Source organism: Hydrocarboniphaga sp. (genome assembly GCF_028291725.1).
In the GTDB taxonomy this organism is placed as follows: Bacteria; Pseudomonadota; Gammaproteobacteria; order Nevskiales; family Nevskiaceae; genus Hydrocarboniphaga.
On record NZ_JAQGNT010000057.1, the window covers coordinates 46940 to 63135 of the forward strand.

Genomic DNA, 16196 nt, shown 5'->3' on the forward strand with positions numbered 1-16196 from the left:
CATGGGCATACTCACAGGAAAAGTGGCCGTGGTCAGCGGCGCCAGCCGTGGCATCGGCCGCGGCATCGCCCTGGTGCTGGCGGAGCAGGGCGCGACGGTCTACGTGACGGGCCGGACAGTAACGCCCGGCGCCTATTACCTGCCCGGATCGGTCGGCGAAACCGCCGCGCAATGCACCGAGCGCGGCAGCGCGTCCGGCGGCCGCGGCATCGCGGTGGCGGTCGATCATGCCGACGATGCCAAGGTCGCCGCGCTGTTCGAGCAGGTGGCGCGCGAACAGGGCCGGCTCGACATCCTGGTCAACAACGCCTTCCAGCTGTCCGACGACCTGCTCGATCCCAAGCCGTTCTGGGAAAAACCGCTGTCGAACCTGGAAATGTGGGACGTCGGCGTCAAGTCGAACTACGTCGCAGCCTGGCATGCGGCGAAGCTCATGGCGCCGCAGAAGTCGGGCCTGATCGTCGCCATCTCCGGCTTCGCCGCGGTCACCTACACCTACAGCGTGATCTTCGGTACATCGAAGTCCGCGGTCGGCCGCATGTCGCGCGACATGGCGATCGAGTTGCAGCCCTACAACGTGGCATCGGTGACGATGTGGCAGGGCCTGACCCTGACCGAGAAGGCGCAGGACAACATCGCCAGGATGGGAGACAAGATGACCAAGTCGATCACCAGCATGACCGGCAGTACCGTCGAACATCCGGGGCGCGTCGTCGCGGCGATGGCCGTCGATCCAAACATCATGAAGCGCTCGGGCGGCGAGTTCGTCACCGCCGAACTGGCCCAGGACTACGGCATCACGGATGTCGATGGCAGCGTGATTCCATCCGCCCGCGCAACGCGCGGTTCCCCGATCTGGAAGCCGCTGAGTGAATTGACTGGGGAGGTCGACTACCGTGGCAAATGACTCATCACCTATAGCCTTACCCGACCGCCAGGCACGGCTCGACGCGCTGCTCGACCGCCAGGACATCCTCGATTGCATGACGCGCTTCTGCCGCGGCATGGACCGCTTCGATCGTGATCTGTATTTGTCAGCCTTCCACGCGGACGCCGAGATGGCCGCCGGGCCCTATGTCGGCAGCGTGCAGGGCTGCTACGACTGGGCGCAGCCGATGCACGAGGCCGGACAGGTCGCGACACATCACAACATCCTCAACCACACGGTCGACATCGACGGCGACACCGCCCACAGCGAAACCTACTACCTGTTCGTCGGCCGCAATCGCGACGAGTCGAACTGGATCGCCGGTGGGCGCTATATCGACCGACTGGAACGGCGCAACGGCGAGTGGAAGATTGCGCTGCGCACCAACCTCATCGAATGGTCGGGCCTGGTGCCGACAATGCCCCTGCCCTTTTCGGATGTCGCCGATATCTACGACAATGGCGCCCCCTGCCGCAGCAAGCAAGATCCCTCCTACCACCGGCCGCTGAGCAATCGGCGCAAAAGGAGCACTCCGCCCGCTGCCGACCAATAGAAGCCGGAGAGACATCGGATGCAAGTAAGCAACATTGTTGACAAGGCGCGCGCGGCCACCGGCCTTGACGACCTGGGCGACCCTGCCGTGTTCGAAGGCCTAGCAGTCCTGGTCAAGGCTGCGGACGAGGAAGCCCGTCTCTCCGAGGTGGGCGCGCCGCGCTGGGAAGCGAACCTCGTCAGCATCCTGTCGAACCGTCTGCGCGTCGTCGACTATCTCAAGCAGCATCCCGAGGTGCTCGATCGCCCGATCGAGAAGCCGATGTTCGTCTTCGGCCTGCCGCGTACCGGCACCACGGTCACCATCAACCTGCTGAACGCCGACCCGGCCCGGCGCTGCCTGCTGCGCTGGGAGTCACTTAACTCCGTGCCGCCGGCCAAGGCCGGAGAACTGAGCACCGATGCGCGCTGCGTGGCCGAGCGGCAGCGGCTGGAAATGTCGATCAAGTACGCGCCGCAGATCGCAGCCGCGCATTACGAGGACGCCGATGGCCCCAGTGAATGCCAGTTCGCGATGGCGCCGTCGTTCTGCTCGCAGCTGTTCGATTCCAACCTGCATATGCCGAGCTATCACGAATGGCTCTTGCACAAGACCCGCTATCTGCCGGCCTTCAAATTCCACAAGCAGCTGCTGCAAGTGCTGCAGGCGAACAACGGCGGGCGCTGGACGCTGAAGAATCCCTGGCACCCGTTGTTCCTGAATGACCTGACCACGGTCTATCCCGACGCCCAGCTGGTGATGACGCATCGCGATCCGGCCGAAGTGGTCGGCTCCGCCTGCAACCTGATCCGCCTGGTGCGGCCGATGTTCAGCGACAAGGTCGATCTGCGCGACATCGCCACGATGATGCTCGACACTTTCGACCACATGATCGCGCGCCAGAACGCCTACCGCGACCAGCACGGCGAGCAGTCGATCTTCGACATCCACTACACCGAGCAGCTGCGCGATCCTGTCGGCCAGATGCGCAAGGTCTACACGCACTTCGACGAGCCGCTGACCAGCGAGGCCGAGACCGCGATGACCAAGCTGATGGCCGACAACCCGCAGGGCAAACACGGCAAGCACGTTTATTCGCTGGAAGAGTTCGGCCTGACCGCGGCCGGAGTTCGTCAGCATTTTCGCGATTATTGCGAGCGCTTCAAGATTCCAATGAAGCAGTAAGACCGGGCTGATGAGAGCAAAGCGAATCAGCGACGTTTGTAGGGTGGGCAAAGGCCGTAGGCCGTGCCCACGCGGTGCGAAGCTTGTGCGCGTGGGCACGCTGCGCTTTGGACACCCTACGAGATGATCGCCCCATGAAAGCGATGCGAATCCGGGCTCCGGCCAGCCTCGACAACATCTATGTCGGGACAGCGGAGGCTGCCGCGCCGCAACGCGGAGAGATCAAGGTGCGGATCCGCGCCAACTCCGTGAACTTTCGCGATTGCATCGTCGCCGCCGGCCATCTGCCCGTTGCCGATGGCCGCATTCTGCTGTCGGATGGTGCCGGCGAAGTCGTCGAGGTCGGCGACGAGGTGATGGATTTCAAGGTCGGCGACGCCGTCGTCAGCACTTTTCATCCGGCATGGCTGGATGGCCACGCGGAGCGCTCCGAGCTGGTGAGCAGCCCCGGCGGCGGCGCCGACGGATACGCCTGCGAGTTCGTCACGCGCCCCATGGCCTGCTTCACCCATGCGCCCAAGGGCCTGACGCACATCGAGAGCGCGACGCTCACTTGCGCCGGACTGACCGCCTGGCGCGCGCTGATCACCGACGGCCACTTGAAGCCCGGCGCCTCGGTACTGGTCCAGGGTTCCGGCGGCGTTTCGATCTTCGCGCTGCAATTCGCAAAGGCCGCCGGCGCCACCGTCATCGCGACCTCGTCGAGCGCCGAAAAAATGGAGCGGCTCAAAACGCTGGGCGCCGATCACGTCATCAATCATCGCGAAGTCAATCAATGGGGCGCCGCCGTGCTGAGCCTCACCGGCGGCATCGGTGTCGACCATGTGGTCGAAGTCGGCGGCCCGAACACGCTCGCGCAGTCGATGATGGCCGCTCGTACCGGAGCGCATATCGCGGTCATCGGCGCGGTCGCCGGCTTTGCGGTCGACGCGATGCCTTTCGCGGCGATTCAAGCCAAGCGGCTGCGCCTGCAGGGCGTCACCGTCGGCAGCCGGCGCGACCAGATCGACATGGTTCACGCCATCGAAGCCACGCACATCAAACCGGTGATCGACCGGAGTTTCCGCCTTGAAGAGCTGGCCGAGGCCCTGCGTTATCAGCAGTCCGCTCATCCCTTCGGCAAGGTTTGCATCGACGTTTAAGCATCGCCACACAACAAGCGCATCCAACAACAAGCGCATCAATCGGAGTCAAGACATGAGTGACAAGACATTGGACTGTTCGGATCTCGACAAGTACATGGGCGTGCCGATGCAGCCGGCCCGTCTGCGCGATCCGGTGGGGAACGTCGATATTCGGCGCTGGGCCCAGGCCATGCACTATCCCAACCGCCTGCACTACGACGACGGCTTCGCCGCCGAAGGCCGCTACCGCCGCCTCGTGGCGCCGCTGTCGTTCGCGGTCGCCACCGACGACGGCCATGGCAGCGCACCCGCCTGCATGGGCGGCATTCCCAATTCGCACCTGCTGTTCGGTGGCGATGAATGGTGGTTCTACGGCCCGCGCATCTATGCCGGCGACTTGATACACAACGAACGCATTCCGTTCGACTACACCGTCAAAGAAACCAAGTTCGCCGGCCCTACCTGCTTCCAGCGCGGCGACAACTTCTACAAGAACCAGAACGGCGAGCTGATCGCCAAGCAGCGCTCCACCACGATCCGCTACCGCGCCGACATGGCACGCGAGATGAGCTCGCTGGATGCTTCCGACGATCCGGTATGGACCGACGAGCAGCTGGAAGAGCTGGAAACCAAGAAGTACGAGTACATCAAGTCGCTGCACGCCCTCGGCCATGGCAAGCGTTACTGGGACGACATCAGCGTGGGTGACGAGCTGCCGGTCCGCACCATCGGTCCGCACAGCGTTGCCAGCTTCACCACCGAATGGCGCGCCTACCTGTTCACCATCTGGTGCGGCGTCATTCGTCGCACGGATCTCGATATGGAAGCGCTAGGCTTCACCGGCCCCATGGCCGGCAAGGAGCAGGACCCGGTCCTGGAACTGGACAACCCCGAGCTGACCGACGGCGCTTACATCGGCCCTTCGCGCGGTCACCTGTTCCCGCGCTGGGCGCGCTACATCGGCATGCCGCGCTCTTACGGCTACGGAGCCTCGATGGGTGCCTGGATTCTGGACTACCTGTCGGGCTGGGCCGGCGAGTGGGGCCAACTCCTCCACTCCAACTGCTCGTATCGCGGCCCCGCCTTCACCGGCGACATCACGATCATGACGTCGAAGGTGATCGACAAGCGCGTCGACGAAGAGGGCCGTTCGATCGTGCAGGTCGAGGTCCGGATGTCCAATCAGCTCGGTACCGTCATGGCGACGGCGAAAGCGGAGATCGAGTTGCCGAAGAAGTAGCGATCGGAACCCGTCGGTGGGCTCGATGCGGCAAGGGCACTGTTCAACGGCAAGTCCGCGCAGGCGGACGAATCCGTGTCAGCACAGAGCCCTTGAGCGGATGCTGGAACTGCCCATACGCATGGACGTTGGAACCGCTTTATGGACGGCATGCCATGGCGGCCGCATTGCTTGTCCCCAGACAATCTCCGATGGACGCAGATCTGCGTCGTACCGGGAGAGGCTCAATGCGATTTGTACTGGTTCATGGCGGCTGCCACGGCGCCTGGTGCTGGGAAAAACTCATTCCGGAGCTGCGCAAGCGCGGCCACGAGGCGGTGGCGATCGACCGACGGTTCAGATTTCGCTCCGACGAAGCCGCAACCGACTTCTTCTTTCACGACTGTTCGCCTGAAGTTGCGCAATGGGCTTGCAGCATGCTGACGCCGCAGCCCCTGGCCCCGATGATGGAAGCCATTTCCATCCCGCGGTTTTGGGCAGCCGACTTGCCGCGCAGCCTCATTCTCTGTCGCCAGAGTCGGTCCAGCGGTGGCGGAGAGGCCGGCATGAAGCACACGATCACAAGGCTAGGCGTAGAGCCATTCTGGATGGACAGCTCGCACTCGCCTTTTCTCAGCCAGCCCAGCGCATGCGCAGAGCTGATGATAGAGGCGACCCGGCGGGCGCCCATCGGCCCTCTGCGCCCGAGCTGATGCCGGCACAGATATCGCCGCCGCAATCAGCATCGAAACGCCAATCTGCTTGCCGATCGTCTGTCGAGTTCTTTACTGCATTGCACCTGCCAGGAGTGCCGGCTTATGGTTGCCAGCCGCGCCCGCAACTCGCAAGTGGCGTCACGCACTAATGAGGTTATCCAATGACAGATTACGTCTTCGTACATGGCGGCGGACAAGCGGGCTGGGTTTGGCAAGAGACCATTGCCGCGCTACATCAACAAACCGCAGGCAAGTTCGGCCGCGCTCTTGCGCTTGATGCGCCCGGCTGCGGCGAGAAACGCGGCAGGGATACCGAGGCTCTGGATGTGGATGCCGTCGTCACCGAGTTTGTGGCCGATATCTCGGCCAGCGGATTGAAGGACATCGTCCTCGTCGGCCATTCGCAAGCCGGCACGATCCTGCCGCGGCTCGTGGAAAAGCGGCCGGATCTGTTCCGTCGCCTGGTCTATGTCTCGTGCATTGCACCGATGCCCGGGCAGAGCATCCTGCAACAGATGGGCTCAGGCCTGCATGGCAGCAACAAGGACCAGGTGGGCTGGCCGTTCGATCCGAAAACGGTCGACGCTCGCAAACGATTTCCGCTGATGTTCTGCAACGACATGAATGAAGCGGAAACTGCGGCATTCCTCGCGAAGCTGGGCCAGGACACCTGGCCGGCTCAAACGATGGCGGCTTCGGATTGGCGTTATGAGCACCTGGGCCGCGTCCCATCCACGTACCTAGTCTGTCTTCGTGACGGCATTCTTCCGCTCGCCTGGCAGGAGACCTTCGCCGCACGTCTGAAGACCGAGCGACAGGTTCGGATCGATGCAGGGCATCAGGTCATGAATACCCGGCCCCAGGCGTTAGCGGAAGCGCTTCGATACGAAGCCATGTAAATGTACGTGCGCAGTGGACCGAGCAGCATGCGCTGTGCGATCCACTGGCTTCGTCAACCTGCGATGATCTTTCGCTGCTTCAGATCGCTCAGATAGTCGTCGCTGGCACCCACTTCGCGCAGCAGGGCCGCGGTGTCCTGCCCCATCACGGGCGAGCACAGCGGGTTCGCCGGCACGGCACTGCCGTTGAACGACACCGGGCCCGCGACTACCGTGATATCGGTGCCATCGGCGACCTTGACCTTGAACAGGTAGTCGTTCGCCAGGGCCTGCGGGTCGTTGGCCAGATCCTTGATGTTCTGGATCAGTTCCCAGGGTGCATCCCAGCCGTGCAGGATCTCGCGCCAGGCAGCGAGGTCTTTCTGGCGAAAAGCGCTCGCCAGTTCCTCGATGATGGCCTCACCGTTCTCGACCCGGTCATCGAGCGTCAGAAAGCGCGGGTCCTCCAGCAAATCACCGCGACCCAGTCTGCGGCACAGTTCCGGCCAGTAGCGTTCGGGGTCCAGGAACATCAGCTGGATCCAGCGGCCATCGCGGGTCTGGTAGGCACGCGTGAGCGCATAGCGGCCTTCAGCGGCTGCGCGCGCCAGCTCGGCTTCGCCCAGGGCGCTGGTCGAGGTCACGTCGGAAGACAGGATCCACATGGCGGAAGACAGCAGCGATATTTCGACCACCGCCGTTTCGCCGGTGCGCTCGCGATTGAACAACGCGGCGGCCATGCCGAACGCGATGTTCATGGCGCCTGCGTGATCGCCCAGTGCCGGGCGCGGACGGATCGGCGGCTGGCCCGGCGGCGTCAGCGCATGCGCGAAGCCACCGCGTGCCCAGAAGCAGGAGGCATCGTAACCGGGACGGTTCGCCTCCGCGCCACGGAAGCCCAGGCCATTGCCATGCACGTAGATCAGCTTCGGATTGCGTGCGCGCAGCTGATCGACACCCAGCGACAGACGCTGCAAGGCGGCAGGTCTGACGCTGGTGAGGAAGACATCGGCGGTCTCGATCAGCTTGAGCAGCAACTCGCGTCCCTCCTCCGTCTTCAGATCGATCGAGACGCTGCGCTTGCCGCGGTTGTTCTGCTCCATCGACAGGTTCGCGGACTTGGTCTGGCGCCCGTCGGCGATTCTGAGCGTGCGGTAGGGATCGCCGGTCAGCGCTTCGATCTTGATCACCTCGGCACCGAGGTCCGCCAGGATGGTCCCTGCTGCCGGCACGAACACGAACTGCGCCAGTTCGATGACACGCACACCTTTGAACATCGCGTTGCTCAAGCCTGCTGGAACGGACATCGGCTCTCCTCGTCCAGGGTCGAGACCCTGTGCCTGTCGTTATGGGATGCCCCTAGACTAGGCAAGGATGTGCCGGCTCACCATGACAAGCCGTCCAGACAGCACACTCCAACGTCCACCGCAGTGGCAATGGCGCAGATCGGAGCGCGCGGATCAGCCGGACGGCTGATGGGCTCCTGCTACCAGCGCATGCAGCGGCGAGATATCCGCACCGGACTTTTTGCTCATCCGTGCATTGCGGCGCATGCTGCTGGGCGACAGCCCGAAGTAAAGCGTGAAGCGGCGGCTGAACGCGGCCTCCGAGCGATACCCGGCGCGTGAGCTGATATCGATCAGCTTCAGCTCGCTCTGCTGCAGCAGTTCGGCGGCGTGTTGCATGCGCCGTTCGGTGATGACGTCCATCGGCGTGCGCCCCACCTGCTCGGTGAAGTGAGCCGCGAAGCTGGAGCGCCCCATACCCACCTTTTGCGCCAGCTGCGCCACCGACCAGTCGGCCGACGGGTCCGATGCGATCAGATGCAGCGCATGCGCGATCGGATCGCTCCAGGTCGAGGAGCGGAACAGCAGCTGGCATTGCGGGTGGCTGCGCAGCGAGACGGTCAGCATCAGCGCCGCGATCCGCGTCAGCTGCGCCGCCGCTCCACTGCCGACCGCGGAGAGCTGCAGCGTTTCGGCGCGGATCGCCGAGAAGCCGGAGAAAGTGCTGCGGTCGGTGCCGATGGTCACCACCGGCGGCATCGCGACGCGGCGCAGGCCTCGCGGCCAGCTCACCTTGAGCCGGGCGCTGAGCACGCGCGCGGACACCGGACCGCTGCCGCCGCTGCTGATGACCGGTGGGACATCGATATTCTGTTCATCGCACAGAAAGTCCAGCGCCTGAGTCGGGCTGTCGGTATTGATGCATACCCGGTGCGCGTCACCGGACAGAATCATCGCCACATTGCCGGAGCGCAAATCGAGAGTGCCGCCGGCGACGCCGTCGATTTGAACGGAACCGTGGATGACGCCATAGAACAGCACGTCGTCGTTGCGTGGAATACTGAAGCCGCAGCACGACCGGATGTCGACGAAACACCAGGTCTGTCCGCGCAAATCCAGCAGATTGAGAAACTCGGAGAGCGTCCCGTTCATCTAGGGCCTGTTGACGGATGGTGTCGTGCGATTTTTCATCAACTCATCGCCTCTAGCTTGTAGGGGCCGATGGTAGGGCGATTGCAGATGGACACGCAACACGGGGAAGGCGCGGCTCTCCGGCGCTCGACCGGGCGCGCCGTGAATCGCTTTTGCATAGACGATCGGGCAGGCGGAATGGCGTTTGAGTGCGGGCAGAGCCGTACCGCCAGGTCCTAAGATCGGGCGGCACATCAAAATTCGAAGTCCGAAAGCAGTTTTTTAGAGTGGCCGTCACAGAGGCCGCCGATCGTTGCAGGCGAGGAGATGCCATGAGTAGCGACCCGAGCATGGCGATGGAAGTGCCACGCCCCCCACTGGAATGGAGCGCCAAGGCCATCATGCTCTGCGGTGGGCTGATGGTGTCGCTGGCTTTGAGCGCGATCAATTCGGTGCTGCCGCAGATCGAAGCGGCGCTGGCGCATAGCGCGCAGGACAGCCTGCTGATCAAGCAGCTCGTCGGTATCGTCGGCCTGTCGATGGTGATCGGCGCGCCGCTGGCTGGCTTTCTGGTCGACCGCGTCGGCGCGCGTCGCGTCGTGATCAGCGCCTGTCTGCTCTACGCCGTCGCCGGTACCGCGGGCCTGTATCTCAGCAATCTGCCGGCACTGATCGCATCGCGTTTATTGCTCGGCATCGCGGCGGTAACCATCACCACGACCAGCATGGTGATGATCAACACGCGCCTCGCGGGCATCGATCGCGCCCGATGGATGGGGATGCACGTCGGCACGGCGATGGTCGGCTCTATCGTGCTCAATCCCATCGCGGGTTTCATGGGCGAGTTCGGCTGGCGCTGGCCGTTCGCGCTGTATGCCATCGGCCTGCCATTCGGCTTGCTGGCACTGAGACTCGCTCGGCATGTCGAGCAGCGTCGTGCCGCTGCGCCGGCCGCGAAGCGAGGACCCGGGCTGCTGACCTGGTTCCCGCTGCGTTACGCGGTGTTGGCCTTGATCATCGGCAGCATCACCTATCTGCCGATGGTCTATCTGCCGTTCCTGATGAAGCAGATGGGCATCACCAGCCCGACGGTGATCTCGCTGGTGCTGACCGGCGATGTCGCCCTGGGCGCCACCACCGCGCTGCTGTACGGCCGCTCCAGACGCTATTTTTCGACGAACGCGGCGTTTGCGATCAACTTTGCCTGTGCCGGTGCCGGCATGCTGGTCGTGGCTCTCGCGTCGAACCTCGTGAGCGTCGTGATCGGCATGATGCTTTTCGGTGTCGGCCTGGGCTGGTTCGTGCCGAACCTGATGACGGCGGTGGCGCTGAAAGTCCCGGTCGAACGGGTGGGCCGCACGGTCGGCCTGGTCAAGGGAGCGCATCACCTCGCCGCGCCGCTGTGCATCGTCGTCGTCGAGCCGCTGGCCCGCCAGGTCGGGGCCGAGGGCGCGATGATGGTGTCGTCGGCGCTCGCGTTCGGTTTGTCGATACTGATGGGCTACAGGATCGTCGCCGGGCGTCAGCGCGCACGCGCCGCCGCACTGCTCGCGCGGGGCGCTTGAAGCCGGAGACCGCGGGCATCCAGCTCGACACCCGGCCGTCGCTCACAGACAGGGGGAAGAAAACCAGCCGCACAGCAGCAATCCAGCCGGCAGCATAAAATTCGCGGCCCATGGAAAAACCCAACCTGTCCGCTCATACCCCCCTGATGCAGCAGTATCTCGGCATCAAGGCCCAGCACCCGAATACGCTGGTGCTGTTCCGGATGGGCGATTTCTACGAGCTGTTCTTCGAGGACGCGCGCAAGGCCGCGCGGCTGCTCAACATCACGCTGACGCGGCGCGGCGAATCCGCGGGCCAGCCGGTGGTGATGGCCGGCGTGCCGGCGCATGCGATGGAGACCTATCTCGCGCGGCTGATCCGGTGCGGCGAGTCGGCGGTGATCGCCGAACAGGTCGGCGACGTCGGCACCGAGAAGCTGGTCAGACGCGAAGTCGTGCGCATCGTCACGCCCGGCACCGCAACCGACGACAGCCTGCTCGACCCGCGCTCGCAGAACCTGCTGGCAGCGGTATGCAAGTTCAAGGACCGCTACGGCTGCGCCTGGATGGAGCTGTCGTCCGGCCGCTTCAGCCTGCTCGAGACCGCCAGCGAAACCGATCTGCGTGCCGAACTGCACCGTCTGCGGCCGAGTGAACTGCTGATCGCCGACGGCGGCGACCCGTTGCCCGAGTTGGGCATCGACGCGCTGCATCGACCGATCTGGCATTTCGATCCGGCCTCGGCGTATCGCCTGCTGCTGACCCAGTTCGGCACGCGCGATCTGCGCGGCTTCGGCTGCGAAGACCTGAGCGCCGCGATCGGCGCCGCCGGCGCGCTGCTGCAGTACGTGCAGGAGACGCAGAAAGCACTGATGCCGCATCTGACGGGCGTAAAAGTCGAGCAACCCGAAGAGACGCTGATCCTGGACCCGGCGACGCGGCGCAATCTGGAAATCGATCGGCGCCTGTCCGGCGAACTCGAACACAGCCTGCTGCATGTGTTCGACAGCTGCATCACCGCGATGGGCAGCCGTGCCCTCGCCCGCTGGCTGCTGCGGCCGCTGCGCGACGCGGCCGAACTCGAGGCGCGCTACGGCGCGATCGCAAACCTGCTCGATCACGAACGCGAGCATCAAAGGCTGAGCGCGCTGCGCGACCAGCTGCGCAATATCGCCGATCTGGAGCGCATCCTGGCGCGCTGCGCGCTGCGTTCGGCGCGCCCGCGTGATCTCGCCGGCCTGCGCGACACGCTGGCTCAGTTGCCCGATCTGGCAGCGCTGACGCAGCCGCTGGAAGCGCCGCGTCTTGCCGCGCTGAGCGGCGCGCTGGCGCCGCACCGGGAACTCGCCGACATGCTGCAGCGCGCCTTGCATGAGCAGCCGCCGCTGAGCGTGCGCGACGGCGGCATCTTCCAGAACGGCTTTGATCCCGACCTCGATCATCTGCGCGCGCTGTCGGAAAACGCCGACGGCTTCCTGATGGAAATGGAGGTCCGCGAACGCGCCGCCAGCGGCATCGACAGCTTGAAAGTCGGCTACAACCGCGTGCACGGCTTCTACATCGAGATCGGCAAGACCCACGCCGCCAAAGTGCCGACGCACTACACACGGCGGCAGACGCTGACGAACTACGAGCGCTACATCACCGAAGAGCTGAAGCGCTTCGAAGAGCAGGTGCTGTCGGCACGCGATCGCGCGCTGGCGCGCGAAAAGCAGCTCTACGATGCGCTGCTCGACCAACTGGCCGCAGAGCTGCGTCCGCTGCAGGCGAGCGCTCAGGCGCTGGCGGAGCTCGATGTGCTCGCAGCGCTGGCCGAACGCGCGACCGTGCTGAACCTGTGCCGGCCGCAATTGGTGCCCGAGGATCGCATCGACATCAGCGGCGGCCGCCATCCGGTGGTCGAGCGCATGATCGGCTCGGCCTTCGTGCCCAACAGCCTGTGCCTGGACCAGGACACGCGGCTGCTGGTGATCACCGGCCCGAACATGGGCGGAAAATCCACCTACATGCGCCAGACCGCGCTGATCGTGCTGCTCGCCCACGCCGGCAGTTTCGTGCCGGCAAGCAGCGCCTGCATCGGCCCGGTCGACCGCATCTTCACCCGCATCGGTGCCGCCGACGATCTGGCCAGCGGCCAGTCGACCTTCATGGTCGAGATGAGTGAGACCGCCAACATCCTGCACAACGCGACGCGCCGCAGCCTGGTGCTGATGGACGAAATCGGCCGCGGCACCTCGACCTACGACGGTCTGTCGCTGGCGCGCGCCTGCGCCGAACATCTGGCAGCGAAAGTCGGCGCGTATACCTTGTTCGCAACGCACTACTTCGAACTCACGCAACTCGCCGATCGCCTCGCCGGCATCGCCAACGTGCATCTGGACGCGGTCGAAACAAAGTCCATTGGGGGCGGCGACGTGCCCAGGCTGGTGTTCCTGCATCAGGTCAAAGCCGGCCCGGCGAATCGCAGCTACGGCCTGCAGGTCGCTGCACTGGCCGGCCTGCCGCCGGCCGTGGTCGCGCGCGCGCGCGGCTACCTGGCCGAGCTGGAGCGCCAGCCCGCCGCGAAGCCGCCGCTGGCGCAACTGCCGCTGTTCGAGCCGCCCAGCGTGCCGCCCGAAGTGCTGCGGCTGCTGCGCGAGATCGACCCGGATGCGCTGAGCCCGCGCGATGCGCTCGACTGGCTCTACCGACTGAAGAACGCGCTAGGCAAGTAGGTCGGCAATCCCTTGCCGACGTGTACGGTCGATGCGCAATCGCTGCCTCAGGTCGGCAAGGGGTTGCCGACCTACGACTTTGTGATGCCCGGCCGAACGAAGCGTCGGGTTTGTGGCTTTTATCACCCGTGGACGCAAATGACGCTGGAACATCGCTAGCATGTGATGTCTAGAAAGAGCCATTGACGTGGGATGCCAGATGAACCAGCCAGCGGCGCCAACGCGGCGTGACCTCAAGCAACTTCAACGCATTGCACAAAGCAACGAGTACTTCGAGTGCGTTGCCCGTATCGCCGCGCGCTCGCTGGACACGCGCGCGGCAGCAATCGTCACGGTAGACCAGGGCCGTCGCGAGCTGCGCGCCGGCATCGGGCTCGACGAACTCGGCATTGCCGACCAGACCGCATTTCTGGCATCGGCAATCACCGCCGGTGATCCTCTCGTGGTCCCGGATCTGAGCACCGATCCGCGCTTCAGCTCGCATCAGCTCGTCACCGATTCGCCAAAATTGCGCTACTACGCCGGCGTCGCGCTGGCCGATCCTCAGGGCCTGTATGGCGGCGCCCTGTGCCTGATCGACACCCGCACGCGCCGCCTGGCACCGGACGAGCACGCCAGCATCGTCAGCGAGCTGCTCGATCTGGGCGGCCTGATCGAACACGAGTTGCTGATGCGCTCGCTGATCGGCACCGATCCGCTGACCGGTTTGCGTACCGCGAGCTTCGCGATACAGGAGATCGAGCGCGAATGGCGTCGCGGCCTGCGCAATCGCAAGCCGATGACGGCCCTGGTGATGGACGTCGATCAGCTCGGCCTCTACAACGATGCTTTCGGCTATCCCGCCGGCGATCGTGCACTGCGCCGGATCGCCGAATGCCTGGCGTCCATCTACCGGCGCGGCAGCGATCTGCTGGTGCGACTCGGTGGTGACCGCATCCTGGCGCTGCTGATGGAAACCAGTCTCGACGATGCGCTCAAAATCGCCGACAGCAGCCGCCGGGAGGTCGACGCGATGAACCTGGGCGACGCCGACAATGTGATCCGTCTGACCATCTCGATCGGCGCCGCAGGCTTCGACGGGAACAGCGCCGAGCCCGGCGACTGGCAGGCGCTGCTGCGCCGCGCCGACGTGGCATTGCGCGCGGCTAAAACCATGGGCGGCAACTGCGTCGAGGTCGACCGCAGCTGAGAGGCGGCTGGTTTTCATCACGGCTTAAAGTTCGGCTGCGCGCCGCCGATACCCACATTGGAATCACTCCTTCTGTGGACAATGAAAAGTTCCGGCTACTCCAAGCTGCTGCAGAGCCTGCAGCCCTGGCAGTCCGACACGGCCGCGTCGATGTTCTATGTCGATCTGTGTCACTTGAGCGCGGTCAATCGCCTGGCGTCGCCACTGGTCGCCGATCAGCTGGTCGAGGCCGTCGGTCAGCGTCTTAAGGCTTGGGTCGGCTGCGACGGTCTGTCGGCGCGCTTGTGGAGCGACGAATTCGTCGCAATCAAGGTCATGGACCACGCGCAGCAGGCGGCCGAAGAAGCCAAGAGCCTGCGCGACGCGCTGACCTCGCTGACCTACAGCGGCAGCCACGGTTCAAGCTCGCTGGCGGTGTCCATCGGCGTGGTGCCGCTGCGCGCGCCTTACGAATGGCCGGCGATCATCGGGCAGGCCGAAGAAGCCTGCGAAAGCGCCAAGCTGCGCGGCCTGAACCAGATCAGCTTCTACAACACGGCCAATCGCGTGCGCCGTCCAGATGGCGGATCCGACGCGGTCACCGAGTTCCGGCGCTATCTCGACAGCGGCTCGCTGACCTTGCAGCCGCAGCCGATCATGGACATCCGCTCGCGGGAGCCGCGCATCTCCAAGGCCGAATTCCTGTTGCGCGTCGAGCGCTCGCCTGGCGTCTGGTCGCCGCCGCCGCCCGGCATGATCGAGTCGCTGGAACTGCACGGCCTGTCCACCGAACTCGACCAGTTTTCGTCCCAGCATCTGCTGGCCTGGCTGGACGAGCACCGCGCGCTGCTCGACCGTCTCGACAACGTGTCGTTCAACCTGTCGGCTCCGTCCTTCGTCGACGGCCTGTTCATGGGCAAGCTGTTCGACGACGTGCGCCATGCGCGCCTGCCGCGCAACAAGCTCTACATCGAGATCACCGAAACCGCGGCGATCCAGCATCTGAACGTCGCCGCCGAAATGATTCTGGATTTCAAGACATTGGGCTGCCGCTTCAGCCTCGACGATTTCGGCTCCGGGCTGTGCTCGTTCGGCTATCTGCATTCGCTACCGGTGGACGAGGTCAAGATCGACGGCGCCTTCATCCGCGAACTGGCGGTGAGTTCGGTGTCGGAGAAGATCGTGCGCGCGATCTATCAAGTCGCTCGCGCCACCGGCAAGACCACGGTCGCCGAATTCGTCGACGACCCGCGCAAGCTCGCGCTGCTGCAGGAAATCGGTTTCGACTACGCGCAGGGCTGGCTGTTCTACCCGAGCGTGACGCCGGAAAAACTGATCGAGCTGGTGATGGCCGATCGCCGTAGCGCGGCGACCAACGCAGCTTAGTCCGCTCCGTAGGTCGGCAATCCCTTGCCGACGTGTAGCCTTGCGTGCGCAATCGCGGTCTCATGTCGGCAAGGGATTGCCGACCTGCAAAATAGCAGTGATCCAACAAAAAAACCCCGGTCGCGTAGACCGGGGTTTTTGATCGCCGCGATTATCAGAACTTGAACAGCACCTTCACTGACGAATCGACCGCCGCGTCGTCGACATAGCCGATCGCGCCCGGCGTCGCCGCAACCTTGGCCTTGACCGCGGCGTCGCCGGCCACTTCCTCCGGCGCCCTGGCCTTGCCGGTGAAAATCAGCTTGGACCAGTAGCCGGACAGATCGGCACCAGACTTGCCGAGCACCTTGGATTCGAAGGCATCCTTGGTCGCACCGCTTTTCTG

At 64.5% G+C, this 16196-nt stretch carries 13 protein-coding genes and 1 pseudogene; 11 read left to right on the forward strand and 3 right to left on the reverse strand.

Annotation, left to right across the window (positions count from 1 at the left end; genetic code table 11):
• The first annotated feature begins 1 nt into the window (after position 1).
• The 7 genes from JWQ90_RS15470 to JWQ90_RS15500 all read left to right on the forward strand — a co-directional run bounded on the left by JWQ90_RS15470 (position 2) and on the right by JWQ90_RS15500 (position 6603).
• Positions 2-907: an SDR family NAD(P)-dependent oxidoreductase gene (locus JWQ90_RS15470; RefSeq protein WP_299695793.1), complete on the forward strand. Its 906-nt coding sequence runs from the start codon at positions 2-4 to the stop codon at positions 905-907.
• Positions 897-1481 (forward strand): nuclear transport factor 2 family protein, encoded by a 585-nt coding sequence (locus tag JWQ90_RS15475; RefSeq protein ID WP_299695795.1) that lies wholly within the window; start codon positions 897-899, stop codon positions 1479-1481. Before JWQ90_RS15470 ends, JWQ90_RS15475 begins: the two co-directional genes overlap by 11 nt.
• A gap of 18 nt (positions 1482-1499) precedes the next feature.
• Complete coding sequence (locus tag JWQ90_RS15480) at positions 1500-2645, forward strand: sulfotransferase (protein WP_299695797.1); 1146 nt, start codon at positions 1500-1502, stop codon at positions 2643-2645.
• 134 nt (positions 2646-2779) lie between these two features.
• Positions 2780-3787: an NAD(P)-dependent alcohol dehydrogenase gene (locus JWQ90_RS15485; RefSeq protein WP_299695799.1), complete on the forward strand. Its 1008-nt coding sequence runs from the start codon at positions 2780-2782 to the stop codon at positions 3785-3787.
• A 55-nt stretch (positions 3788-3842) separates the two neighbouring features.
• Positions 3843-5009, forward strand: a complete 1167-nt coding sequence (locus tag JWQ90_RS15490; RefSeq protein ID WP_299695801.1) for a MaoC family dehydratase N-terminal domain-containing protein — start codon at positions 3843-3845, stop codon at positions 5007-5009.
• 227 nt (positions 5010-5236) lie between these two features.
• Positions 5237-5701: a hypothetical protein gene (locus tag JWQ90_RS15495; protein ID WP_299695803.1), complete on the forward strand. Its 465-nt coding sequence runs from the start codon at positions 5237-5239 to the stop codon at positions 5699-5701.
• Between the two features lie 164 nt (positions 5702-5865).
• A complete protein-coding gene (locus JWQ90_RS15500) occupies positions 5866-6603 on the forward strand; it encodes an alpha/beta hydrolase (protein WP_299695805.1) in 738 nt (245 codons plus the stop codon).
• Between the two features lie 53 nt (positions 6604-6656).
• Here JWQ90_RS15500 and JWQ90_RS15505 read toward each other — a convergent pair whose 3' ends face one another.
• Together JWQ90_RS15505 and JWQ90_RS15510 are read right to left on the reverse strand one after the other, a co-directional pair.
• Positions 6657-7889, reverse strand: coding sequence for a CoA transferase (locus JWQ90_RS15505; RefSeq protein ID WP_299695807.1), 1233 nt, complete (start codon positions 7887-7889; stop codon positions 6657-6659).
• Between the two features lie 153 nt (positions 7890-8042).
• Positions 8043-9020, reverse strand: coding sequence for an AraC family transcriptional regulator (locus tag JWQ90_RS15510; RefSeq protein WP_299695809.1), 978 nt, complete (start codon positions 9018-9020; stop codon positions 8043-8045).
• A 311-nt stretch (positions 9021-9331) separates the two neighbouring features.
• Here JWQ90_RS15510 and JWQ90_RS15515 point away from each other — a divergent pair, with 311 nt between their 5' ends.
• From JWQ90_RS15515 to JWQ90_RS15530, 4 genes are all read left to right on the forward strand, one after another.
• On the forward strand, positions 9332-10564 hold the full coding sequence (locus JWQ90_RS15515; protein WP_299695811.1) for an MFS transporter: 1233 nt from the start codon (positions 9332-9334) through the stop codon (positions 10562-10564).
• A 110-nt stretch (positions 10565-10674) separates the two neighbouring features.
• Positions 10675-13257, forward strand: a complete 2583-nt coding sequence (gene mutS / locus JWQ90_RS15520) for a DNA mismatch repair protein MutS (RefSeq protein WP_299695813.1) — start codon at positions 10675-10677, stop codon at positions 13255-13257.
• A gap of 199 nt (positions 13258-13456) precedes the next feature.
• Entirely contained in the window at positions 13457-14446 is a 990-nt protein-coding gene (locus tag JWQ90_RS15525) for a sensor domain-containing diguanylate cyclase (protein ID WP_299695815.1), read from the forward strand.
• 81 nt (positions 14447-14527) lie between these two features.
• On the forward strand, positions 14528-15811 hold the full coding sequence (locus JWQ90_RS15530) for an EAL domain-containing protein (RefSeq protein ID WP_299695817.1): 1284 nt from the start codon (positions 14528-14530) through the stop codon (positions 15809-15811).
• Positions 15812-15965: 154 nt separating this feature from the next.
• On the opposite strand, the pseudogene JWQ90_RS15535 reads toward JWQ90_RS15530, so the two are convergent.
• Positions 15966-16196 (reverse strand): annotated as a pseudogene (locus tag JWQ90_RS15535) (phosphate ABC transporter substrate-binding protein); the annotation flags it as partial.

Bases quoted from the DNA above. Each gene is read 5' to 3' on its own strand.
- JWQ90_RS15480 (WP_299695797.1), top strand. From the start codon at position 1,500: ATGCAAGTAAGCAACATTGTTGACAAGGCGCGCGCGGCCACCGGCCTT.
- JWQ90_RS15495 (WP_299695803.1), top strand. From the start codon at position 5,237: ATGCGATTTGTACTGGTTCATGGCGGCTGCCACGGCGCCTGGTGCTGG.
- JWQ90_RS15500 (WP_299695805.1), top strand. From the start codon at position 5,866: ATGACAGATTACGTCTTCGTACATGGCGGCGGACAAGCGGGCTGGGTT.
- JWQ90_RS15530 (WP_299695817.1), top strand. From the start codon at position 14,528: ATGAAAAGTTCCGGCTACTCCAAGCTGCTGCAGAGCCTGCAGCCCTGG.
- JWQ90_RS15510 (WP_299695809.1), bottom strand. From the start codon at position 9,020: ATGAACGGGACGCTCTCCGAGTTTCTCAATCTGCTGGATTTGCGCGGA.
- JWQ90_RS15505 (WP_299695807.1), bottom strand. From the start codon at position 7,889: ATGTCCGTTCCAGCAGGCTTGAGCAACGCGATGTTCAAAGGTGTGCGT.
- JWQ90_RS15515 (WP_299695811.1), top strand. From the start codon at position 9,332: ATGAGTAGCGACCCGAGCATGGCGATGGAAGTGCCACGCCCCCCACTG.
- JWQ90_RS15485 (WP_299695799.1), top strand. From the start codon at position 2,780: ATGAAAGCGATGCGAATCCGGGCTCCGGCCAGCCTCGACAACATCTAT.
- mutS (WP_299695813.1), top strand. From the start codon at position 10,675: ATGGAAAAACCCAACCTGTCCGCTCATACCCCCCTGATGCAGCAGTAT.
- JWQ90_RS15470 (WP_299695793.1), top strand. From the start codon at position 2: ATGGGCATACTCACAGGAAAAGTGGCCGTGGTCAGCGGCGCCAGCCGT.
- JWQ90_RS15490 (WP_299695801.1), top strand. From the start codon at position 3,843: ATGAGTGACAAGACATTGGACTGTTCGGATCTCGACAAGTACATGGGC.
- JWQ90_RS15525 (WP_299695815.1), top strand. From the start codon at position 13,457: ATGAACCAGCCAGCGGCGCCAACGCGGCGTGACCTCAAGCAACTTCAA.